Below are 21,693 nucleotides of genomic sequence, written 5' to 3' on the forward strand. Positions count from 1 at the left end.
AGCCGCCGCCGACGAGCCCACCGGCCCGCCGGCGCCACGGAACCGACATCGACAGGAACACGGCACCGCAATGAACGTCACCGACCAGATCGCCCTCGTCACCGGAGCCAACCGCGGCATCGGCAGGCAGTACGTCCTCGAGCTGCTGGAGCGCGGCGCGCGCCGCGTCTACGCGACGGCCCGCCGTCCCGAGGCCCTGGACCTCGCCGACCACCGGGTCGTGCCGCTGCGCCTCGACCTGCTCGACCGCGGGTCGATCGCCGCCGCGGCGGCCGCCGCGCCCGACGTCACCGTGCTCGTGAACAACGCGGGCATCTCGACGGGCGCCGGGCTCGTCACCGGGGACCTCGTCGACGCGCACCGGGAGATGGACACGCACCTCTGGGGCACGCTCGACGTGATCCGGGCCTTCGCCCCGGTGCTCGCCGGCAACCGCGGCGGCGCGGTCGTGAACGTGCTCTCGGCGCTGTCCTGGTTCGCCGCTCCGCGCGGCGGCGCCTACGCGGTCGCGAAGGCGGCCGAGTGGAACATGACGAACGCCGTGCGCCTCGAGCTCGCGGCGCAGGGCACGCTCGTGCAGGGCGTCCTGCTCGGCGCCGCCGAGACCGACATCACGGCCGGCTACGACGGGCCGATGATCGACCCGCGCGACGTGCCGCGCGCCTCCCTCGACGCCCTCGGGTCGGACGCAATCGAGGTGATCGTCGACGACTGGACCGCCATGGTGAAGCAGTCCGTGTCGGGCGACCCCGCCGAGTTCTACGAGCGGATCACGCAGCTGCTCGGCGCCTAGCGGAGCGGGGGTCCTGCCGGGCCCCGGTCCGACGGGGGATCTGGATCGGGGTCGCGGCGGATCCGACGCTTGCAGGAGCCCGGTCCCAGGCGTCCATCGCGCGCTGGGCCGGGCCTCGAGAAGCAGAGGATCCGAATTGTCCGACACCCGATCAGCCGATCCCGCCGACACCGCCGCGCCCAGCGCGCCGCCCACGACGGGACGAGCGTCCTGGGCGGGCGTCGTCTCGCTGGGGCTCGGCATCTTCGCGATCGTCATGTCCGAGTTCCTCCCCGCGAGCCTGCTGCCGCTGCTCGCGCGCGGGGTCGCCGTGTCCGTGGGGGAGGCGGGTCTGGCGGTGAGTGTCACCGCCTTCGCGGGCGCGCTGTCCGCCCTCTTCATCTCCGCGGTCCTGCCGCGGGCCGACCGACGGCGGGTCATGCTCGGGCTCACCGTCCTGGCGGTGCTCTCCGACGTGGTCGTCGCCGTCGCGCCGAACCTCGTCGTCGTCCTCGCCGCGCGGCTGCTGCTCGGCGTCGCGCTCGGCGGCTTCTGGGCGATGGCCACCGCGATGGCGGCGAACCTCGTGCACCCGGATCACGTCGGCCGCGCGCTGACGGTGATCAACTCGGGCGTCGCCGTGGCGACCGTCGCCGCCGTGCCGCTCGGCGCCTGGCTCGCCGGCGTCTGGGGCTGGCGAGCCGTGTTCCTGCTCGGCGCCGGCGTCGCCCTGCTCGCCCTGCTGGTGCAGGCGGCGACCCTCCCGCACGTCCGGCCCGCCCCCGGCTCCGGCCTGCGGGCGCTCGGCTCGGTGCTCCGCTCGGGCGTCGTCCTCGGCGGCCTGCTCGCGGTGCTCCTGATCTTCAGCGGGCACTTCGCCGGCTTCACCTACGTCCGCCCCGCGGCGCAGGCGCTCTCCGGCATCGACGCGGGTGGCTTCGCGATCCTGCTCCTCGTGTTCGGCGTCGCGAACCTCCTCGGCACGACGGCGAGCGGCCCGCTCGCGGACCGCGCGCCGCGGGTCGGCGTGCTGCTGTTCCCCGCGGTCCTCGGCGTCGGCATGCTCGGCGTGCTCGTCGCCGGGCACACGACGGCCGGCCTGTTCGCCGCGGCGGCGCTCTGGGGCTTCGGCTTCGGCGGCGTGCCGACCACGGTGCTGAGCTGGGGTGCACGGACCGAGCCCGCCCGCCTCGAGCAGATCGGCGGCGTCATCGTGACCGTCTGCAACCTCGCGATCGCCGTCGGCGCCTTCGTCGGAGGCGTGCTGGTCGATCAGGTCGCCGTCAGCGGCCCGCTGCTCGGCGGCGGGGTCGCCGCGATCCTCGGCGCACTCGTGCTCACGAGCCTGCGGGCGCGGCGGTGAGCGTCCTCGGCATCCTCGGCGCGGGCCAGGCGGGTTCCGTGCTCGCCGCCGCGGCGATCGCCGCCGGCTGGGACGTCGTCATCGCGAACTCGCGCGGCCCGGCGACCCTCGAAGGCTTCGCCCGGCGGCTCGGGCCCCGTGCCCGGGCCGCTCGGGCCGGGGAAGCGGCGGACGCCGCCGACCTCGCCTTCCTCGCGTTCCCGTACGGCCCCGCCACCCCGTTGCCCGTTCGGGAGCTGACCGGCAAGGTCGTCGTCGACAACAACAACCACATGGTCCGGCGGGACGGGATCATCCCGGAGGTCGACTCCGGCCGCAGGACCGTGCACGAGCTGCGGCAGGCGCAGCTGCCCGGCGCGACGGTCGTGGCCGCGTTCACGCACGTGCAGTTCCACGCCCGACCCGTGATCCGCGTCCCGGAGGACGAGCTGCCCGCGCTGGTGCGGCTCGCCCGCCCGGCGGGAGCGCTCGACCGGAAGGCGCTCGCCGTGGCCGGCGACTCCGCGGCGGCGGTCGAGGCGGTCACCCGCTTCGCCGACGACCTCGGCTTCGACGCGGTGCACGCCGGCCCCCTCCGCGACTCCTGGCGCTTCGGCCCCGGGACGCCGGTGTGGCGCCACGCGGTCGACGGCCGGAGCCGCGACGCGCTCGTCCACGACCTCGCCGCCGCGACGTGGTAGCGGTCGGCGGGGCGGCTACGCGCGGAGGTGCCAGTAGTGGACGGTGCCGCGCCCGCCGTGGCGGGCGATCAGCGTGTCGACGGAGTCGTGGAGGCCGGAGGGCGAGTGCTCCGCGACGTCGATCTCGACGGACCCGTCCGCTCGAGGGGTGACTCGGGAGACGACGGCGGTGTGGTCCCGGTCGCCGCTGGCGTCCCAGTCGAACTGCGCGACGTCGCCGACCGCGACCTCGCCGCGGTGCCGGTCGTCGAGCGGGGCGGCGAGATCGGGCCGCGACGCGAGCCAGCGCATCATCGCGGTCGAGCTCACCCAGGTGCGGGTCGCCGCGCGCCGGCCGAGGGTGCTCGACGTGCCCCACTGGGCGCTCATGGCCCAGCCGCGCGCGTGCAGGGCCTGGCTCGTGAAGTTGACGCAGTCCGTGCCGCCGAAGTCGCCGTACTCGGGGTTGCGGTGCTGCCAGTACCGCTCGACGTAGGCGAGCTCGCGCGCGATCGACGGCGACGACGGCCGCGCGTCCGACGGCGGGACGTGGGGGATGGCCCGCCAGGCGATCGGCGCCGCGCCGGCGATCAGCACGAGCGCCGTGGCGCCGGCGATGACCCAGGACCGGCGCCGCATCGCGCGACCCTAGCGCGACCGGGACCAGACGGCACGGGCACGACGCGCGCCGCGCACCGATGAGGGGTGGCCGTCGGGATCGGCCGCGTGCTCGCGTGCGAGCCCGGTTCCCGCTTCCGCGTCGAGAGCGCGGAGCCGCGCGATCCGACCACGGGCGGGAGCCGCGGACGAGTTCAGCCCGCGGCGGGATCGAGCGTGAACCCGCTGCGGTACCCGAAGCCCTCGCTGCCGCTCAGCACCCGCGCCTCGACGATGATCTCGCCCTCGACGGGATAGCCGGCCGCCAGCACCACGCCGGGGAAGACGCGGTCCGGCAGCCGCACGGGGTTCCCGCTGTTGAACTGCGAGAGGGTGCGCGTCGCGGGCCCGACGTCCGTCCGGATCGACGCGCCCGAGCCGCCGGGGCCGGACCACGTCTGCTGCAGCGTCGCCTCGAGCGAGACGTGACGGGTCCGGTCGCACCGCCCGCGCTCGAGCGCGTACCCGGTCGCGGTGATCGTCGGGTCGGTCAGGCGCACGTCGGTCCATCGGGCGAAGGGACCCCGGCCGATGCGGTGGCCCGTCGCGGTGCCGCGGGCGGTCGCGTCGACGCAGAGGTCCAGGACCCTGGACGTGAAGGTGTGCCGGCTCGAGTAGGCGCGGGTCGCCTCGCGGTCCGGCCCGAGGCTCAGCACCAGCCCGGCGGCGACGAGGGCGATCGCCAGCAGCCCGGCGAGGACGAGCCGTGCGGGGCGACGGTGCAGCACGGGCCGAACCTATCGACCGACCGCTCCTGCTGTCGCCCTCCGTGACCCCGCTCCCCGCCTCGTTCCCGGCCCCGGACGCGCCGGAGCACCCGTCGCGCGGCGACGGGTGCTCCACGGGCGAGCTACTTCTTGCTCTTCTTCTTGCCCTTCTTGTCCTTCTTCTTCTTGTCCTTCTTCTTCGCCATGTCGCCCCTCCCTCCGGTGCCGCGAGCGCTGCGGCGCTCCTCCCCGAGTCAACCCGCTCTTGACGCTTCGGGCAACTCGGGGTTGACGTGACGCCCCGCTCGCTACGCTCGCTCGCGTGAGTGGGAAGTCCCCGACGGCGGCGCTGGACCGGGCCGTCGAGACGCTGCGGCGGGATCCCGATCCGCTGACCCGCCTGGACTCCGTCCGGCGCGCCCGCGAGCGTCTGGAGCAGCTGGAGGCCGAGGCGGTCCGCGACGCGCGCGCCGCGGGCGCGACCTGGAAGTCGATCGGCGCGCTCTACGGGCTCAGCAAGCAGGGCGCGCAGCAGCGGTTCGGCACCGAGCCCCGCGGCGACGGGTAGCCACCGCCTCCCCACGGCTGCGACAGCGTGCTGCACAGGTCGAGCAGCCGCAGGTCTTGCGGCACGCCGCCGGAGGGGGATCCACCGCGCCCGATTGGTGTGCCGCTGCTCGTCCTCGGTCACGATCAGGAGCCCGAACCCGCCGTCGCCGTGCTGCACCGTTCGCGACGCCGGGGCACCCCGGCGTGGCGGGAGGGGCCGGCACGCTCCGCGCTCTTGACTGCGCCGCGCCGCGGCGGTGAGGTGGCCTCGGCAGCGAGGAGGACCCGTGGGGCTGGACAGGATCAGGCCGCTGGACGCGGACACCTTCCCCGCCTGGCTCGCGCTGGCGCAGAAGCACGACGGCGTCTGGGGCGGCTGCTACTGCTCCTACTTCCACGCCGACACGGACCGCACGGCGAAGGACGGGTTCGACCGGCCGACGTTCAAGCGACGGCTGGTCGAGGAGGGCGTGGCGCACGCCGCCCTGGTCTTCGACGGTGACGACGCCATCGCCTGGTGCGAGTACGGCAGCCCCGCCGAGGTGCCGAACATCCACCACCGCAAGGAGTACGACGCGGGCGAGTCCAGGCCGGCGCCCTGGCGGATCACCTGCTTCTTCGTCGACCGCGACCACCGGCGGGCGGGTGTCGCCAGGGAGGCGCTCGACGGCGCCCTGCACCTGATCGGCCGGGCAGGAGGCGGAGAGGTCGTCTCGTTCCCGAACGAGCCCGTGCCGGGGAAGGCGACCTCGTCCTCCTTCCTCCACAACGGCACGAGGTCGATGTTCGAGAAGGCGGGCTTCACCTTCGAGCGCCGGCTCGGGAAGCGCAAGACCGTGATGCGCATCGTCGTGCCGCCGGCGCACGCGGAGCCGTGACGCTGGTCGCCGCTGCGGGACCGGTCCACGGAGCCCGGGTACCCCCGCTGGGGTTCGAACCCAGACTGAAGCGATTTTAAGTCGCCTGCCTCTGCCGATTGGGCTACGGGGGCGTGCGCCCACGCTAGCGGGCCGCTGGCAGGGCGCCCCGAGGCCGCGAGCGACCCGCGCGGCGGCTCTAGGCTTCCGCTCATGGGAACCGCGACCTGGATCTCGATGGCCGTCGTCGTGCTGCTCGTGGTCCTGCTCGCCCTCTACCTGTGGGTCACCTACAACTCGCTCGTCACCCTGCGGGTGCGCGTCGAGGAGGCGTGGAAGGACATCACCGCGCAGCTCGGGCAGCGGGCCGAGCTGATCCCGAACCTCACCGAGGCCGTCCGCGGCTACGCGCCGCACGACCGCACCGCGTTCGACGCCGTCGAGAAGGCCCGCGCCGAGTCGTTGGCCGCGTCGACGCCGGCGGAGGCGAGCGCGGCCGAGAGCCACATGCAGCAGGCGCTGCGCTCGGTCTTCGCCGTGGCGGAGGCGTACCCGAGGCTGCAGGCGAGCCCGGACTTCCTCCAGCTGCAGGGCGACGTCGCCGACGCGGAGGACCGCATCCAGGCCTCGCGCCGCTTCTACAACGGCGGCGTCCGCGAGTTCAACACGCGGATCCAGGTGTTCCCGAACAACCTCTTCGCCCGCCGGCTCGGCTTCGGCCGCCGCGAGTTCTTCGAGGTCGGCGACCTCGCCGCGGTGTCGCAGCCGCCCCGCGTGCAGTTCTGACCGGCACCGCCGATCCGGCCTCGACCGGGTGCGACGAAGGGCCCCTCCGCGATACGGAGGGGCCCTTCGTCGGTCGGGGTCAGTTGTTCGCGGACAGCTCGTGGCTGATCGCGTTCGGCCCGTCGTACTCGCGGTCCGGGATGTTGCCCAGCGCGTCCAGGATGTCCTGGCTCGCCCCGGAGCCCTTCGCCGTCGAGAGGATGGTGTCCTTCGTGACGGGGTAGTCCATCCCGCCCAGGTGCTTCTGCACCTCGATCGGGTTCGGCATGTCGGCCATGTCGTGCTCCTTCCTGCTGTCGCGACCGGCGTCAGCCGGCCGCCCTCTCCTCGAACACGGCGTGCACCGCGTCCACGGTCCGGTCCGGGATGGAGGTGGGCGCCTCGAGGTGCACGGCACCCGAGGGCAGCACGCCCGCCGCGCCGAAGCGCTCCATCACGCGCCACTGGGCGACGACGTCCTCGCCGCCGTGCTCCGGCGGCAGCTCCCGCCAGAAGTCGAACCCGCCGACCTCGACGAGCGCCTCCCGGCGGTACAGCACGCACCCGGCCAGCCACGCGACGCGGTACGGCACCCAGCCCTGCTCCGGCAGCTCGGTGCGGGCGGCGATGTGCACGAGGTTCGCGGCGTTGTGCAGCGTCCACCGCTCGGTGCCGGGGGAGTCGGGGCGGAGGCGCTCGGGCTCGACGCGGTCCGGCCAGGTCGCGAACGGCGCCTGCTCGTGCGGGCGCACGTCGTCGAGGAAGGACAGGCCCTGCTGCGCGGCGCCGACGACGCCGCAGCCGAGCGACTCGATCGCGGCGTGCAGCGTCGCGAGCAGCCCGGGCTCGGGCCACACGTCGTCGTCGAGGAACAGCACGAAGGGGGCGGTCGCCTGTGCGAGCAGGAAGGCGCGGTGCTCCGCGATCCCGAGCCGGGGGAGGTGCTGCAGCACGCGGACCTCGCGGCCCTGCGCGGCGAGCACGCGGAGCATCGCCTGCACCGCGGGCGCCTCCGCCATCGCGTGGTCGTCGGACTGGTCGCTGATCGTCAGCCGGAACGCCGGGTCGTCCTGGGCGGCCAGGCCGGCGAGCACGACGGCGAGCTCCGCGATGCGGCCGGAGGTCGGCAGCAGCACGTCGACGACGGGCTCGGGGAGCTCGACCGGCTTCGCCCAGTCGCGGGCGGTGCGGCGGCTACGCATCCGCGACCCCCGCCGCGCGCACCCGGGCGATCAGGTCGGTGGTGGAGTGCGGGCTGACGTAGTCGAGGATCCGGACCTCGCCGCCGTGCGCCTCCACGACCGCGGTCTCCTCGAGCATCTCGGGCACGTAGTCGCCGCCCTTCGCGTAGACGTCCGGCTCGATGCGCTCGATCAGCGCGATCGGGGTGTCCGTGGAGAACACGGTCACGTAGTCGACGCAGCTCAGCTCGGCGACGAGCCCGGCGCGGTCGGCGGCGGGGTTGAGGGGCCGGCCGGGCCCCTTCAGCCGACGCGTGGAGTCGTCGTCGTTCACCGCGACGACGAGGATGTCGCCCTGGGCGCGCGCCTGCTTGAGGTAGGCGGTGTGCCCGCGGTGCAGCACGTCGAAGCAGCCGTTCGTGAACACGATCCGCTTGCCCGTGACGCGTTCGGCGGAGAGCGCGGCGACGAGCGTGTCCTCGTCGAGGAGCCGCGCGCCGTCGCGCAGCGACGCCACCAGGTCCGCGGCCGTGCAGACGCCCGTGCCCGGCGTGCGGGTGACGACGTCGGCCGCGAGCTGCCCGAACCGGGCCGCGCCGTGCAGGTCGAGCCCGGAGGCGAGCGCGAGCGTGAGCGCCGCCGCGAAGGTGTCGCCGGCGCCGTTCGTGTTCGCGTCGGGCGCCGGCTTCGCGAGGGTGCGGGAGGTCGCGCCGTCCGCGTGCACCACGGTGCCGTCGCGGTCGAGCGTGACGATCACGCCCGTCGCCCCGGTGCGCACGTGCAGCTCGCCCGCCGCGTCGGTGGCGGTGCGGACGCGGTCCGCGCCGAGCGGCCGGCCGAGCAGCCGCTCGGTCTCGCCGGCGTTCGGCGTGACGGCGTCGGGATGCAGGGCGAACCACGGCAGCAGGTCGTGCGCGTCGACGACGAGCGGCGCCGTCCGCTCGACGGCGCCGAGCGCCGTGCGGACGGCGCCGCCGGCGACGCCCATGTCGTAGTCGCAGACCAGCACCGCGCCGGCGTCGGCGATGGCGGCGGGCAGGCGCGAGGCCACGGCCCCCGCCTCCTCGTCCGTCAGCTTCCGGCCCTCGTCGAAGCGGAGGAGGACCTGCCCGGCGACGCAGATCCGGGTCTTCACAGTGGTCGGGAGGCCCTCGAGCCGCACGACGCCCCCCGTGTCGACGCCGGCGGCCCGCAGCAGGGCCACGAGCACGTCCCCGGCCTCGTCCGCGCCGATCGATCCGACGATGCGGACGTCGGCGCCGAGCGCCGCGAGGTTCACGGCCGTGTTGGCGGCGCCGCCGGGCACGTCGTCGCGACCGCCGACCTGCACCACCGCGGCCGGCGCCTCGCGGCTGAGCCGGTCCGCGGTGCCGGTGATCCAGCGGTCGAGCAGCAGGTCGCCGACGACCACGACCGGGCCGCCGGAGAAGCCGAGGACCCGGTCGACGAGCGCGTCGTCCTGACGCCCGCTCACGCGGCGCCGCCGGGGAGGCCGAGGTGCACGACCGTGGTGGTGGTCATCTCGTCGAGCAGCTCGGGGCCGTAGCCGAAGCCGGAGCCGCTGCCCGCACGCGGCTGCGCGCTGCCGCCGGGTGCGCCGCCGAAGACCGCGTTGACCTTGACGGTGCCGACCGGGAGGAGCGCCGCCGCGCGGTGGGCGTGCGTCATGTCGTTCGTGAGCACCGTCGCCGCGAGGCCGTACTTGTCGGCGCCTGCGAGGCGCAGCCCGGTCTCGAAGTCGTCGACGACGACGACCGGCGCGACCGGGCCGAAGGTCTCCTCGGTCAGCACCGAGACGCCCTCCGGCACGTCCGTCAGCACGGTCGCGGGGTAGAAGACGCCGGCGCCGTCCGGCACGCGGCCGCCGGTGAGCACGGTCGCGCCCGCGGCCGCCGCGTCCTCGACCTGCGCCGCGACGGCGTCGCGCATGCGGCGGTCGACGAGCGGCTGGCGGGAGCGCTCGGTCCAGGCGTCCGCCTCGGCGACGAGCGCGGCGAGGAAGGGCTCCGCGACCGCGCGGTGCACGTACACGCGCTCGACGGAGGTGCAGATCTGGCCCGCGTTCGCGAAGGCGCCGAGCGCGGCCTGGGACGCGGCCCACACCGGGTCGACGTCGGCGTCGACCACGAGCGGGTCGTTGCCGCCGTTCTCGCGGATCACGTGCACGTCGTTCGGGACCGCGGCCGCGGCGAGCGAGCGGCCCGTCGCGGTCGACCCGACGTGGGCGATCACGGCGAGGCGGGGGTCCGCGGCCAGTGCCGCGCCGGTGGCGCCGTCGCCCGTCACGTGGACGAGCACGCCCTCCGGCAGCGCCGCGGCGAGGACCTCGTCGAGGAGGGCGCCGGTGTGCGGGCAGCGCTCGCTCGGCTTGTGCACCACGGTGTCGCCGGAGACGATCGCGGCACCGAGCAGACCGGCGGCGACGGCGACCGGGTCGTTCCAGGGCGTGAGGGCGAGCACCACGCCGCGCGGCTGCGGCGTCGCGACGTCGATCGCGTCCCACGCGCCGCGGAGGCGCTTGCCGCGGTGGACCGGGCCGAGCTCGGCGTACTGGAGCAGCGTGTTGACCGCCGCCTCCACGCCGCCCTTCGCGTCGCCGGGCGACTTGCCCGTCTCGCGGACGTTCATCGCCGCCACCTCGTCCGCGCGGGCGGCCAGCGCCTGCGCCGCGGCGCGGAGCCGCAGCCCGCGCTCGGCGGGGGGAGTCGCGGCCCAGGCGGGGAACGCGGCGACCGCGCGGGCGACGCCCTCCGCCGCCTCCTCGTCGGTCGCGGCGACCAGCGAGCCGACCGGCTCGTCGCTCGCGGGGTCCGTGATCTCGATGGTGCGGGCGGAGACGGCGGTGGGCATGCGGCGGCGGCATCCTCTCGGAGCGATGCGCCGGCCGGGTGCCTCGCGCCCGATCACGGTACCGACGCGCCCCCGGGGGCGGCTGAGTGTCCGCCGTAAGCCGTCGGGGAGCCGCCCGGCAGGATTGCCCGGTGCCCGCCGTCGCCCCGCTCGCCCCGCGCTTCCCCGACGTGACGCACATCGCCGTGCTGCGGGGCGGCGCCCTCGGCGACCTCGTGTTCGCGCTGCCGGCGATCGCGGCGCTCCGGGCCGCGTACCCGGAGGCGTCGATCACCCTGCTCGGCGCTCCCGCCCACGCGGTGCTGCTCGCCGGTCGCGGCGTCGTCGACGAGGTCGTGCCGCTGCCGCCGATCGCCGGTGTCCGCGGCGACGAGACCGACGAGGAGCATGCCGCCGCGTTCTTCACCGAGCAGGCCGCGCGCGGGTACGACCTCGCGGTGCAGCTGCACGGCGGCGGCCGGAACGCCAACCCCTTCGTCGCGCGGCTCGGCGCCCGGTACGCCGTCGGCACCGCGACGCCGGACGCGCAGCGCCTCGACCGCGTCGTCCACTACGACTACTTCCAGCACGAGGTCCTCCGCTGGCTCGAGGTCGCGGGCCTGGCCGGCGCCGAGCCCGTCGACCTCGAGCCGCACCTGCCCGTGCTCGCCGAGGAGCGCGCGGCGGCCCGCGGCGCGCTCGGCGGGGGGCCGACCGTGGTCGTCCATCCCGGTGCCACCGACCCGCGCCGGCACTGGCCGACCGAGCGCTTCGGCGCGGCCGCTGCCGCGCTCGCGGCCGAGGGCGTGCAGGTGGTCGTGGTCGGGGATGCCTCGGAGGTGCCGCTGGCGGCGCAGGTCGTGGCGGCCGCGCGGGCCGCGCTGCCGGAGGAGCAGCGCGGACGCGTGCGCTCGATCGCCGGGGAGCTCGACCTGCCGGGGCTCGTGGGCGTGCTCGCGGAGGCCTCGGTCGTGCTGGCGAACGACAGCGGGCCGCGCCACCTCGCCCAGGCGGCGGGCGCGAAGACCGTCGGGATCTTCATCTTCGGGAACGTGATCAACGCGATGCCGTTCGGCCGCGGTCGGCACCGGATCCAGCTCGGCCGGATCATGCACTGCCCCGTATGCGGGCGGAACGCGATGCAGGTCGGCTGGACCGAGCCGCGCTGCGAGCACGACCCGTCCTACGTCGCGGACGTCGAGGTGTCCGCCGTGCTCGAGGACGTCCGGGCACTGCTCGCGGACTGAGCATCGACGGCGGACGCGGTGTGCGTCCGCTGGGGATCGGCGTCCCGGAGCGGCAGCCCCGCCCTCGGCGCGAGACCCTGCCGTGTGGCCATCGACATCGCTCTGCCGGTCGTGCTCGTGCTGATGATCCTGGTGATCGGCGTGAGCATCGTCGTCCTCGCCGTCCGCAGCCGGCGCGTGCAGCAGCGCAGCGGCGACGCCGCGATGGAGAACAAGGCGCGCCGCGGCGACGAGCACCGCTGAGTCAGAACGGGCAGGGACCCTCGTCGGCAGGAGGGGGCAGCAGGTCCGGTGGTGCGGGGTCGAGCGGGTCGTTCGGCGGGTCCGCGAAGTGGTGACCCCACGTCTCGTTCCAGCCGACCGTGCCGTCGTCCTCGACCGAGCCCTCGGTGAAGAGGCCTGCGGACTTCAGGTTGTGGTCGGTGCGGCCGAGGGTGACGAGGTTGGCGGCGTCGGTGGTGCCGCCGTGCTGCCATTCCCGGGCGTGGTCGATGTCGGCCAGGTGCGGCGCGGTCGTCGAGCCCGGGAACCGGGACCTTCCGTCGCGGATCTTCACCCACCGGGCGAGGTCCGCCGGCGGCGCGTAGACCTTGCGATCCATCGTCAGCCGGACACCCGTCACGGGGTCGGTCAGGACGCGGATGAAGGAGGTCGCCGTGCCGGCGAGGGCTTTCGCGGTCTCGAGGTCGATGGGTCCGTAGCCGGTCAGCTGCGCCTGCTCCTTCGTCTTGCCGAGCCAGGCGAGTGCTGGGACGGTGAGGATCAGCTGGACCTGAACCGGCTTGCGCTGCGGGACGAGCGCGCCCTCGGCCGCGTGCTGTTCGAGTCCGTTGCGCAGGATGTCGAGGGCGATGTCGTGCCGGAGCTGCGCGATCCCGCGGGTCTCGCCCTCGAGGCCGTGCGCGCCGACGGCCGCCCTGTGCAGGGCGTCGTTGATCGGCACCCAGTCGGCGGCGAGCCCTTCGGCGACGAAGGCGACGCCGCCGTCGTGGCCGAGCTCGAGGCTCGTGCGGCGGCGCTCGTGCGTGGTGCGGGCGCGCTTCGCGGCGGCCTCGTCATCGAGCCGCGCCCGCGCCTTGCGGAGGTCGTCCCTCAGCCGCGTCGAGGAAACGACCTTGACCGCGGCGACCTCGTCGTACGCGGCCCAGTGCTCGGCGTCGAGCCCTTCCGCCTCGCGGACGACGGTCCGCATCCGGTTCCAGGACGCCTTCCCGGCCCGGAACATCGCCCACGTCTGCGGGAGCCGGTCGCGGAGGGTGACGCCGCTGTCGACCTCACCGGCGACCGCAGCCGGATGCGCGCCGGTCTGGAGGCCGAAGGAACGGAAGAACGCCTGCGCACCGAGTCCCGCACGGGTGCCGTAGGACGCGCCGAACCGGTGGGCGAGGTCGATCATGGCGCGCTCGTACGCGGTCAGCAGCGCCGCGATCCGGTTCGATTCGGCGATGTTCTGCACCTGCGCGGCCTGCACGGCGAGGTCCTGCGTGTAGACGGCCGCGTCCTCCGTCAGTGCAGCGGCGAGCCAGGCCTCGTCCGGCACGGCGTCGGCGCCGAACTGCTCCCGGTACCGCTCGTCCGGCGGCAGCTGCGCGCGACGCTCCTCCTCGGCCAGCGCGTCCCACGCGTCGATCTCCTCGCGGGTCCACACCCGCGGGGGCTCGTCGTCACGGAACTCCTCGAACACGTCTCCGAATGTAGAGGAGGGGTCCGACACTCCTTCCGGGCGATGGGAAGGGCTCGGGATGGTCTCGAGGCTCGCTGCGCTCGCACCTCGACCAGCGAGGCGGGGCGAGGGAGGAGGGCGCAGCGGGATGGCCTCGAGGCTCGCTGCGCTCGCACCTCGACCGGCGGGACACGGTGGTTGAGCCGGGCGCTCCGCGCCCGTGCCGAAACCATCGCGCGGGCTCGGGGTGGTCTCGAGGCTCGCTGCGCTCGCACCTCCACCGGCGGGCCGGGCGTCAGCGGGCGAGCTCCATCGCTGCGGCGACCAGGGCCGCGTTGTCCGGGGCGACGGAGCCGTCCGGGAGCACGAGCACGTCCTCCAGGCCGATCCGCGTATCGACGCCGCGGCGCAGCGCGTCCTCGAGCGCGGGCCACGCGGTCTCGTCCTCGCCGTGCTGCAGGCGCGGGGACAGGAGGTCGATGCGGTCGAGCACCGCGTGGATGCCGTCCGCGACGGCCGCCACGTCCCCGACGGGCAGGTCGCCGAGCTCCACGAGCACCCGCTCGGTGCGGTCCGCGAGGCCGCTGCGCGCGAGCAGCTCGGCGTCCTCGACGCTCCAGACCCCCGCCTCCACGCGCACGCCGACGCCGAGCAGCGCGCGAATCGTCTCGATGGCGCCGTCCTCGGAGACGTTCACGCTCGCGGCGTCCGGGCCGGTCCAGCGCGAGAGCAGGGCGACGCGGCGGTGCTGGTCGCCCTCGATCCAGGCACCGGTGCTCACGCTCACCGGCCACCGGCTCACGTCGTGCACGGCGTTCGCGGCCGCGTCGACCCACTGCGGGTCGAGCCGTTCGACCCCCTCCGGGTCCCTCGGGTGCACGTGGAAGGCGCGCGCTCCGGCCGCGCCGCAGGCGATGGCGTCCGCCTGCAGCTCCGCCGGGGAGATCGGCACCCCCGCGTGCTCCGACCTCGACCGCCGTCCGTTCAACGCCGCCTGCAGGAGCACGAGCCGCACAGTAGGAACCCCGCCTTCGAAGGCGTTCAGACTCTCCGGGCGCTGATCGGATCCACAGCGGGAATTCCCGGCCACCGCGCGGCATTGCACCGGCGTGGACCTCGTGCACTGGCTGTTCGACGCGCAGATCACCATCGGCAGCCAGCACCTGCTCTGGCGCGAGGTGCTCGGCAACGTCTTCGGGCTGCTGTCCGCGCTCGGCGGGATGCGCCGGAAGGTCTGGGCGTGGCCGGTCGGCATCGCCGGCAACGCGCTGCTGTTCACCGTGTTCCTCGGCGCGGTCTTCGGCACCCCGAACCCGGTGAACCTGCTCGGGCAGGCGGGCCGGCAGGTGATGTTCATCGTCGTCAGCGTCTACGGCTGGTACCGCTGGACCCGGCGCGACGACGCGGGCACGACCACGATCACGCCGCACTGGGCGTCCGCCCGGGAGCGGCTGCTGCTCGTGGTCGCGCTGGTCGGCGGCACCGCGATCCTGACGCCGATCTTCACCGCCCTCGGCTCCTACGCGCCGCAGTGGAGCGACGCCTGGATCTTCACGGGATCGCTGCTCGCGACCTATGGCATGGCGAAGGGCTGGGTGGAGTTCTGGCTCATCTGGGTCGCCGTCGACGTCGTCGGCGTGCCCCTGCTGTTCTCGGCCGGCTACTACGCCTCCGGCCTCATGTACGTCGTCTACGGCGCCTTCACGCTGTGGGGCTTCTTCGTCTGGCGCGGCCAGCGCGTGCGTCCGTCCTCGGCGGTCGTCGTCGAGGGCTGACCCGGTCTCTTCCCACATCTGGGGAACCAGCGCCGGAGGCGCCGGTTCCCCGGATGCAGGAGGAGAAGATCAGAAGGAGGTCAGGGCCAGCTCGGCTCCTCCTCGTGCATGACCGAGATCTCGCGCACCTCGGAGCCGCGCGGGCTCTGCAGCGCGAAGACGACCGCCGCGGCCACGTTGGCCGGGTCATTCAGGTTCGCGTCCTCGCCCGGCGCGTACTGCGCCGTGCGGCCGTCGAAGAAGCGCGTCTTCATGCCGGCCGGGATCAGCGTGGTGACGCCGATCTGGCCGCGGGTCTCCGCCGCGAGGGCGCGGCTGAAGCCGATCACGCCGAACTTCGAGGCGGAGTACGCGGTCGCGTCCGAGACGGCGCGCACGCCGAGCGACGAGGAGACCGTGACGACGCGGCCGTGGCTCGCGATCAGGGCCGGCAGGGCGGCGCGCACGACGGCGACGGTGCCGAGCAGGTTCACGGCGACCACGCGCTCCCAGACGTCGCCCGGGATCTCGTCGAGGCGGCCGGGCTTGTCGATGCCCGCCGCGGTGACGATCGCGTCGAGGCCGCCCTGCTCCTCGGCGATGCGGGCGACGAGCGCCTCGACGCCGCGGGTGTCGGTGACGTCGCCCTGGTAGGCGGTGTAGGCGCTGCCCTCGACGTTCAGGTCGACGACGATCGGGGTGCCGCCCGCGGCGGCGACCGCGTCGGCCACGGCGAGGCCGAGGCCGGAGGCGCCGCCGGTGATCAGCGTGCGGCCGACCGGCGTGAGGGTGGTGGAGGCGGTGGGCATGGAGGTCCTTCGGTCGTGCGGCGGCGCCGCGGTGGAGCAGGGAAGCGGATGAGGTGCGGAGGCGCGGACCGCGCCGCGCGCTAGGAGACGCGCTGGATCGCGGCGGCGAGCCTCGTGGTCGAGCGGCCGGGGAAGAAGGGCACGGTGACGGCGCGGCCGCCCCACTCCTTGATGACGGCCGCCTCGGGCAGGTCCTCCGCGTTGTAGTCGCCGCCCTTGACCCAGATGTCGGGCCGCACGCGGCGGATCGCCTCGACCGGGGTGTCCTCGGTGAAGACGACCACGCCGTCGACGACCTCGAGCGCGCTGAGCAGGTCGGTGCGGTCCTCCTGCGGCATCAGCGGCCGCTCGGGACCCTTCAGCCGGCGGACGGAGTCGTCCGAGTTCAGCAGCACGATCAGGCAGTCGCCGAGCGCGCGGGCGGCGGAGAGCGTCTTCGCGTGCCCGGCGTGGATCAGGTCGAAGCAGCCGCCCGTCGCGACGACGGTGCCGCCCGCCGCCCGGACCCGCTCGACGACGGCGAGCGCGTCGCGGTCGGCGGAGGGCAGCGGCACGGCGGGCGCCGCCTCGAGCGTCGCGACGCCGCCGTCCGCGAGGAAGCCCGCGGTCGCGGCGACGGCGCGCTGCAGCGCGTCCTTCGGGGCGAGGCCCTCGCCGAGCGCGACCGCGATCGCGGAGGCGAACCGGTCGCCCGCGCCGTTGACGTCCGCGTCGCGGACCTCGGGCGCGGCCGCGACGAGCGGCAGGCCGGTGGCGGAGGTGCGCAGCAGGGCGCCGCGCGAGCCCATCGTGATCACGACGGCGGCGCAGCCCCAGTCGGCCAGCAGGCGGAGGGCGGCCTCGTCCGCGAACGGCACGCCGGAGCCCTCGAGCCCCGAGAAGCCGCGCGCCTCGCCGAGGTTCGGCGTGACGACGACGCCCGGGACCGGCGTCGCGCCCTTCGGGTGCGGGTCCCAGACGACCGGCACGCGGGTCGCCGCCTCCTGGATCGCGTCGCGGAGCGCGCGCTGCTCGAGCAGCCCGCGCCCGTAGTCGGCGACGACGACGAGCTCCGCGCCGGCGACGGCCGCGAGCATCTCGGGAGTCACCTCGGGCGGCAGCGGCGTGCCGGAGCCCTCGTCGATCCGGACGATCGGCTGCTCGCGGCTGCGGATCCGCGTCTTCACGACGGTGGGGGAGGGGGAGCGGCCCGGCACGAGCGCGACGCCGCCGAGCAGCGGCGGCAGGTCCGCGGCGCGGGCGTCGTCCGAGAGCGCGGTGACGAGGGCGACGTCGTGGCCGTCGCGCGCCAGCAGGGTCGCGACGAGGCCGGCGCCGCCGGCGCGCTTCGTCTCGGCGACCACGTCGAGCACGGGCACGGGCGCGTAGGGGGTGAGGCGCTCGACCTCGCCCTCCACGTCGACGTCGAGCAGCAGGTCGCCGACCACGACGGTCCTCATCGGGTCGCCCCGAGCCGCTCGCGGACGATCGCGTCGAAGACGCGGCAGAGCGCGTGCACGGCGACGAGCTGCGCCTCCTGCACGTTGGCGCCGACGCCGGGCAGCGTGAGGGCGTCGTCCGCCGCGGCGGCCAGCGGGTTCGGGCCGGGGCCCGTCATCGCCCAGACCGTGGCGCCGGCGTCGCGACCGGCCTCGGCGGCGCGCACGAGGTTCGCGCTGGTGCCGCTCGTCGACAGCAGGACGAGCACGTCGCCGGGGCGGGCGTGCGCCGTCACCTGGCGGGCGAAGGACTCGGCGTACCCGTAGTCGTTCGCGATCGCGGTGAGGGCGGAGGTGTCCGCGTGGAGGCAGATCGCGCTGAAGGCGCGGCGGTCGCCGTCGAAGCGCCCGACGAACTCGGCCGTCAGGTGCTGCGCCTCCGCGGCCGAGCCGCCGTTGCCGGCGGCGAGCAGCCGGCCGCCGTCGAGCAGCCGGTCGGCGAGCAGGGTGCCCCACCGGGCGAGCCGCGGCGACTCCTCCCGCAGGGCCTCGATCGTGGCGCCCAGGGCGACGACGTGCCGCTCCGCGACGGCCGCGGGGGTGTCCCGGACCTCGGTCGTGGTCATCGTTCTCCTGTCATGAGTCGCACCTGGTTGCGGGCTGCGAGGCGCTCGTAGACGCGCGTCGTGTCCGCTGCGATTCTCCGCCACGTGTAGCGGGAGGTCGCGCGCGCGCGTCCGGCGTCCCCGTAGCGACGGCGCAGCTCCGGGTCGGCGAGCATCGTCGTCACGGCCTCGGCGATCGCCTCGGGGTCGCGGGCCGGCACGTGGAGGCCGGTGACGTCCTCCACGACGGTGTCGATCAGGCCGCCGACGCCGGTGGCGATCACCGGGCGACCGCAGGCCATCGCCTCGAGCGGCACGATGCCGAACGGCTCGTACCAGGGCGCGCAGACGACGACGTCGGCGCTGCGGTACCAGGCGGGCAGCTCGTCGTGGCCCTTCCGGCCGGCCAGCACGACGCGGTCCTGCAGACCCTCGGCCTCGATGACGCGGCGCAGCCGCTCCGTCTCCGGCTCGGTCTCGAGGTGGTCCGCGTCGCCCGCGCCGCCGACGACGACGAGCTCGGCGTCGACCCCGGCCCGCACGAGCAGGCCGAGCGCCTCGATCGCGTTGCCGACGCCCTTGCGCGGCACGAGCCGGCTGACGGTGAGGAGGCGGACGCGGTCGGTCCGCGGCGCGACGGGGCCCGTCGGCGTGAAGTGCGCGGTGTCGACGCCGCAGGGCACGACGGCGATCCGGGAGGACGGCACGCCGAACGCCTTGAGCTCGAACGCCTCGTCGGAGCAGGTCGCGACGACGAGGTCGGCGCGGCGGGCGACGCCGGGCTCGAGGAAGGCGCGCTCGGCGGGGGAGGTGTCCTTCGTGCCCTGCTGCCGCCGCTTGACGACGCCGAGGGCGTGGAACGTCTGCGCGACCGGCAGGTGGCCGCCGAGCGCGAGGTCGACCCGCTCGGCCGCGTCGAGGGCGGCGAGCCCGGACATCCAGAAGTGGCCGTGGACCACGTCGGGACGGTCGGCGGTCCAGGTCGCGGCGAGGAAGTCGGCGAACTCGCCCATGAGGGGCAGCAGCTCGTCCTTGGGCACCGGCGCGGCCGGGCCGGCGGGCACGGGCACGACGGTGACGTTCGGCGCGAAGGGCACGCGGTCCGGCAGGTCCGGGTCGTCGCGGCGCGTGTAGACGTCGACCACGTGCCCGCGCGCACCGAGCGCGGTCGCCAGCGCGGCGACGTGGACGTTCTGCCCGCCCGCGTCGACGCCGCCGAGGGTGGCCAGCGGGCTCGCGTGCTCGGATACCAGTGCGATTCTCATCTCAGCCCTTCTCGCCGAGCAGTCGGGCCGGGCGCAATCCCTTGATTTCCCAGGTTCTTTCTGCGGGGTCCCCGTTCGAGGGCCGTTCCGAGCGCCTCGTCCCAGTCCGCGAGGAACCGGGCGAGGCCGTGCCGCTCGAGCGCGACCTCGCGGGCGACCCGGCCGCGGGCGACCGCCTCCTCGGGGTCGTCGAGCAGCCGGCGGGCGGCGCGGACGAGCTCGTCCACGTCCGCGGACACCGCGCCGGCCTCGGGCGGCACGGCGCGCGTCGCCTCCGTCGCCGCCAGCGCGATCACGGGCATCCCGAGCTGCATCGCCTCGATGAGCGAGAGCCCCAGCGAGGTCCAGCGGTGCGGGTGCAGGTAGGCGCGGCGCTCGGCGAGCGCGGGATGCATCTGCGCCGGCTTCACGTCGCCGAGGCCGGCGATCGCGGGGGAGCCCGGGAAGGCGCCGTCGAGCAGGTCGGTGCCCATGCCGAAGACCTCGACCGGGGCGACGTCCGCGAACCGCGGCAGCAGGTCGGTGCCGGTCACGCGCCACCGCCGCACGGGCTCGTTGATCACCGCCGCGAGGCTCGGCCGCACGCCGGTGTAGCGCAGGCCGGGGTCGCGGACGCCGTGCTCGATCACGCGGGAGCGGGTCGCGCCGGTGTCCCACATCAGCGCGTTGAAGTGCGTGACGTGCACGAGGTCGAGGTCGGACCGGTCCGCCATCGGGTGCACGGAGACGGGCACGTCGCCCTTCGGCGTGTTGTGCTCGAGGTACACGGCCGGCAGGTCGACCCCGATGCGCCGCCCGGTCAGCCGCTCCGCCTCGGCGAGCTCCTCCGGCCGCTGCAGCACGACGACGTCCACGTCCTCCGCCGCGACGTCCTCGGGCGCCACCTCCCGGGCCGGCCAGTCCCGGCCGCCGAGGCCGAGGCCCCACCCGTCGCGCGCCGGGGTCGTGGGGAAGAGGTAGTCGTGGCCGCCGGCGACGAAGGCGTCGGTCCAGCCGCCGTGCACGTGCCAGAGCAGGATCTTCATCGCGCGGCCTCCGCGAGTCGTTCGGCGGCGTCCGCGACGGCGGTCGCCGGCACGGAGGCGAGGCAGGGGTGCCCGGCGATCGGGCAGATCCGCGCCCGGGAGTCGCGGCAGGCCGCGTGCTGGTCGCCGAGCAGCTCGACCGGGACGCCCCACGGCGCCCAGCGCACGGCGGGGACGACGGGGGCGAAGAGGCTGACGATCGGGGTCCCGGCCGCGGCGGCGAGGTGCGCGGGGCCGGTGTTGCCGACGACGACCGCGTCGGCGTCGCGGAGCAGCGCGCCGAGCTCGGCGAGGCCGAGCGCGCCGCCGAGGTCGACGCCGCGCCGGCCGGCGACGGCGGCGGTCAGTTCGCGCTCGCCGGGGCCGCCCGTGACGAGCACGCGGTGCCCGCGGGCGGCGAGCTCCTCCACGACCTCGGCGCAGCGGTCGGCGGGGTACGCCCGCGCCGGCACGGCCGCGCCGGGGTGGACGACGAGGTACGGGCCGTCGCCCGCGGCGGCCGGACGCTCCGGCAGCAGCGCGTCGAGGCGGCCGTCGTCGCCCTCGGGCAGCGGGAAGCCGGCGGCCTCCGCGATGCGCAGCGCGCGGACGGGCTCGGGCAGGTCCTCCGGCAGGGTCTCGCCGGGGATGAGCCGGACGTCGAGCAGGCCGCCCGCCGCGTCGACCGAGGCGCCGCTGATGCGGCGGACGCCCGCGAGGCGGAGGAGGAGGGCGAGCGGCAGCGGCGACTGGTGGAAGGAGGTCAGGACGACCGCCTCCTCGACGCCGGTCTCGGCGACGATCCGCGCGACCTCCGCGACGAGGTCCGCGTCGACCGCGCGGTCGGTCGGGGTGATCCAGGGCGCGGCGAGCACGCGGACCTCGGCGACGCCCGGCAGCAGCCGGCCGGCCGGGGCGCCCTGCGGGCCCGCGAGCAGGACGACCTCGGCGGCCGCGGCGACCGCGCGGATCGCGGGTCCGCTCACCAGCACGTCGCCCATGCTGTCCATGCGGGCGACGAGCACCCGCCTCACGCGGCGTCCCCGGCGAGCGCGATGCGCACCGCTGTCCCGAGGTCGGGCGCGACCGCGCCCGCTGCCGCCACCTCCTCGTGCCGCGTCGTGGGGGTGGGGACGAGGACGGCGGTGCCGCCGGCGGCGTGGGCCGCTCCGACGTCCGCGCCGATGTCGCCGATGACGACGGTGCGCGCCGGGTCGACGCCGAGCGCCGCCGCGGCCCGCAGCACCATCCCGGGCGCGGGCTTGCGGCAGTCGCAGCCGTCCTCGGGGCCGTGGGGGCAGACCTGCCAGGTGTCGAAGCCGCCGAAGAGCGCGTCCACGCGCGCGTTGACGGCGTCGACCTGCTCGCGCGTCAGGAGGCCCCGGGCGATCCCGGACTGGTTCGAGACCACGCCGATCGGCAGGCCCGCGGCGCGGACGGCGGCGACCGCGTCGATCGCGCCCGGCATGGGGGCGACCAGCTCCGGGTCCCCGTTGTACGGCACGTCGACGACGAGGGTGCCGTCGCGGTCGAACAGCACCGCCGCAGGAGTTCCGGAGGTCATCAGGGGTATTGCTATCGGTTCGGCG

24 protein-coding genes and 1 tRNA gene are annotated in these 21,693 nt (G+C 75.4%); 9 read left to right on the forward strand and 16 right to left on the reverse strand.

The window, feature by feature from the left end; translation table 11 throughout:
- Window positions 1-70 precede the first annotated feature (70 nt).
- From D1781_RS05615 to D1781_RS05625, 3 genes are all read left to right on the forward strand, one after another.
- Window positions 71-793: an SDR family oxidoreductase gene (locus D1781_RS05615; protein WP_119481232.1), complete on the forward strand. Its 723-nt coding sequence runs from the start codon at window positions 71-73 to the stop codon at window positions 791-793.
- A gap of 136 nt (window positions 794-929) precedes the next feature.
- Entirely contained in the window at window positions 930-2,135 is a 1,206-nt protein-coding gene (locus D1781_RS05620; protein ID WP_199706400.1) for an MFS transporter, read from the forward strand.
- Window positions 2,132-2,815: an NADPH-dependent F420 reductase gene (locus D1781_RS05625; protein ID WP_119481233.1), complete on the forward strand. Its 684-nt coding sequence runs from the start codon at window positions 2,132-2,134 to the stop codon at window positions 2,813-2,815. The genes D1781_RS05620 and D1781_RS05625 overlap by 4 nt, the downstream gene beginning before the upstream one ends.
- Before the next feature lie 15 nt (window positions 2,816-2,830).
- Here the strand turns inward: D1781_RS05625 and D1781_RS05630 are convergent, their stop codons facing one another.
- Together D1781_RS05630 and D1781_RS05635 are read right to left on the reverse strand one after the other, a co-directional pair.
- Window positions 2,831-3,433 (reverse strand): amidase domain-containing protein, encoded by a 603-nt coding sequence (locus tag D1781_RS05630; protein ID WP_119481234.1) that lies wholly within the window; start codon window positions 3,431-3,433, stop codon window positions 2,831-2,833.
- Between the two features lie 173 nt (window positions 3,434-3,606).
- Window positions 3,607-4,179 (reverse strand): hypothetical protein, encoded by a 573-nt coding sequence (locus D1781_RS05635; RefSeq protein ID WP_119481235.1) that lies wholly within the window; start codon window positions 4,177-4,179, stop codon window positions 3,607-3,609.
- A gap of 301 nt (window positions 4,180-4,480) precedes the next feature.
- On the opposite strand from D1781_RS05635, the gene D1781_RS05640 reads away from it, so the two are divergent.
- Complete coding sequence (locus tag D1781_RS05640) at window positions 4,481-4,726, forward strand: hypothetical protein (protein WP_119481236.1); 246 nt, start codon at window positions 4,481-4,483, stop codon at window positions 4,724-4,726.
- A 268-nt stretch (window positions 4,727-4,994) separates the two neighbouring features.
- Window positions 4,995-5,585, forward strand: coding sequence for a GNAT family N-acetyltransferase (locus tag D1781_RS05645; protein ID WP_119481237.1), 591 nt, complete (start codon window positions 4,995-4,997; stop codon window positions 5,583-5,585).
- Between the two features lie 39 nt (window positions 5,586-5,624).
- Here D1781_RS05645 and D1781_RS05650 read toward each other — a convergent pair.
- Window positions 5,625-5,698, reverse strand: a tRNA-Leu gene (locus D1781_RS05650).
- 79 nt (window positions 5,699-5,777) lie between these two features.
- Here D1781_RS05650 and D1781_RS05655 point away from each other — a divergent pair.
- On the forward strand, window positions 5,778-6,350 hold the full coding sequence (locus D1781_RS05655) for a LemA family protein (protein WP_119481238.1): 573 nt from the start codon (window positions 5,778-5,780) through the stop codon (window positions 6,348-6,350).
- Between the two features lie 79 nt (window positions 6,351-6,429).
- On the opposite strand, the gene D1781_RS05660 is transcribed toward D1781_RS05655, so the two are convergent.
- From D1781_RS05660 to D1781_RS05680, 4 genes are read right to left on the reverse strand one after another with little or no spacing between them, the layout of a single operon-like run.
- Entirely contained in the window at window positions 6,430-6,627 is a 198-nt protein-coding gene (locus D1781_RS05660; protein ID WP_119481239.1) for a DUF2795 domain-containing protein, read from the reverse strand.
- A 31-nt stretch (window positions 6,628-6,658) separates the two neighbouring features.
- Complete coding sequence (locus D1781_RS05665; RefSeq protein ID WP_119481240.1) at window positions 6,659-7,531, reverse strand: glycosyltransferase family 2 protein; 873 nt, start codon at window positions 7,529-7,531, stop codon at window positions 6,659-6,661.
- Complete coding sequence (rfaE2, locus tag D1781_RS17450) at window positions 7,524-8,984, reverse strand: D-glycero-beta-D-manno-heptose 1-phosphate adenylyltransferase (RefSeq protein ID WP_158590008.1); 1,461 nt, start codon at window positions 8,982-8,984, stop codon at window positions 7,524-7,526. The genes D1781_RS05665 and rfaE2 (D1781_RS17450) overlap by 8 nt, the downstream gene beginning before the upstream one ends.
- Window positions 8,981-10,360, reverse strand: coding sequence for an aldehyde dehydrogenase family protein (locus D1781_RS05680; RefSeq protein WP_119481242.1), 1,380 nt, complete (start codon window positions 10,358-10,360; stop codon window positions 8,981-8,983). The genes rfaE2 (D1781_RS17450) and D1781_RS05680 overlap by 4 nt, the downstream gene beginning before the upstream one ends.
- Window positions 10,361-10,491: 131 nt before the next feature.
- Between D1781_RS05680 and D1781_RS05685 the strand changes: the two genes are divergently transcribed.
- Window positions 10,492-11,586 (forward strand): glycosyltransferase family 9 protein, encoded by a 1,095-nt coding sequence (locus tag D1781_RS05685; protein WP_119481243.1) that lies wholly within the window; start codon window positions 10,492-10,494, stop codon window positions 11,584-11,586.
- Window positions 11,587-11,670: 84 nt separating this feature from the next.
- Complete coding sequence (locus tag D1781_RS17455) at window positions 11,671-11,829, forward strand: hypothetical protein (RefSeq protein WP_158590009.1); 159 nt, start codon at window positions 11,671-11,673, stop codon at window positions 11,827-11,829.
- 1 nt (window position 11,830) lies between these two features.
- Here the strand turns inward: D1781_RS17455 and D1781_RS17460 are convergent, their stop codons facing one another.
- Both D1781_RS17460 and D1781_RS05695 read right to left on the reverse strand, forming a co-directional pair.
- Window positions 11,831-13,270, reverse strand: coding sequence for an HNH endonuclease signature motif containing protein (locus D1781_RS17460; RefSeq protein WP_158590010.1), 1,440 nt, complete (start codon window positions 13,268-13,270; stop codon window positions 11,831-11,833).
- A 274-nt stretch (window positions 13,271-13,544) separates the two neighbouring features.
- Window positions 13,545-14,399 carry a 3-keto-5-aminohexanoate cleavage protein gene (locus tag D1781_RS05695; protein WP_267899785.1) on the reverse strand — a complete coding sequence of 285 codons (855 nt, stop codon included), beginning with the start codon at window positions 14,397-14,399 and terminating at the stop codon, window positions 13,545-13,547.
- Between D1781_RS05695 and pnuC the strand changes: the two genes are divergently transcribed.
- Entirely contained in the window at window positions 14,359-15,024 is a 666-nt protein-coding gene (pnuC, locus tag D1781_RS05700; protein WP_119481244.1) for a nicotinamide riboside transporter PnuC, read from the forward strand. The two genes, D1781_RS05695 and pnuC, sit on opposite strands and share 41 nt — an antisense overlap.
- An 80-nt stretch (window positions 15,025-15,104) precedes the next feature.
- Here pnuC and D1781_RS05705 read toward each other — a convergent pair whose 3' ends face one another.
- From D1781_RS05705 to D1781_RS05735, 7 genes are all read right to left on the reverse strand, one after another.
- A complete protein-coding gene (locus tag D1781_RS05705; protein WP_119481245.1) occupies window positions 15,105-15,812 on the reverse strand; it encodes an SDR family NAD(P)-dependent oxidoreductase in 708 nt (235 codons plus the stop codon).
- A gap of 80 nt (window positions 15,813-15,892) precedes the next feature.
- On the reverse strand, window positions 15,893-17,251 hold the full coding sequence (rfaE2, locus tag D1781_RS05710) for a D-glycero-beta-D-manno-heptose 1-phosphate adenylyltransferase (protein WP_119481246.1): 1,359 nt from the start codon (window positions 17,249-17,251) through the stop codon (window positions 15,893-15,895).
- Window positions 17,248-17,856, reverse strand: coding sequence for a D-sedoheptulose-7-phosphate isomerase (locus tag D1781_RS05715; protein ID WP_119481247.1), 609 nt, complete (start codon window positions 17,854-17,856; stop codon window positions 17,248-17,250). The genes rfaE2 (D1781_RS05710) and D1781_RS05715 overlap by 4 nt, the downstream gene beginning before the upstream one ends.
- The gene (locus tag D1781_RS05720) at window positions 17,853-19,100 is read right to left on the reverse strand and encodes a glycosyltransferase (protein WP_119481248.1); all 1,248 of its coding nucleotides are present in this window, start codon (window positions 19,098-19,100) and stop codon (window positions 17,853-17,855) included. Before D1781_RS05720 ends, D1781_RS05715 begins: the two co-directional genes overlap by 4 nt.
- Complete coding sequence (locus D1781_RS05725; protein ID WP_119481249.1) at window positions 19,097-20,125, reverse strand: glycosyltransferase; 1,029 nt, start codon at window positions 20,123-20,125, stop codon at window positions 19,097-19,099. The genes D1781_RS05720 and D1781_RS05725 overlap by 4 nt, the downstream gene beginning before the upstream one ends.
- Window positions 20,122-21,138, reverse strand: coding sequence for a glycosyltransferase family 9 protein (locus D1781_RS05730; RefSeq protein WP_119481250.1), 1,017 nt, complete (start codon window positions 21,136-21,138; stop codon window positions 20,122-20,124). Before D1781_RS05730 ends, D1781_RS05725 begins: the two co-directional genes overlap by 4 nt.
- Window positions 21,135-21,668: a D-glycero-alpha-D-manno-heptose-1,7-bisphosphate 7-phosphatase gene (locus tag D1781_RS05735; RefSeq protein WP_119481251.1), complete on the reverse strand. Its 534-nt coding sequence runs from the start codon at window positions 21,666-21,668 to the stop codon at window positions 21,135-21,137. The genes D1781_RS05730 and D1781_RS05735 overlap by 4 nt, the downstream gene beginning before the upstream one ends.
- Between the last annotated feature and the right edge of the window lie 25 nt (window positions 21,669-21,693).

The organism is Amnibacterium setariae (assembly GCF_003581425.1).
GTDB lineage: Bacteria > Actinomycetota > Actinomycetes > Actinomycetales > Microbacteriaceae > Amnibacterium > Amnibacterium setariae.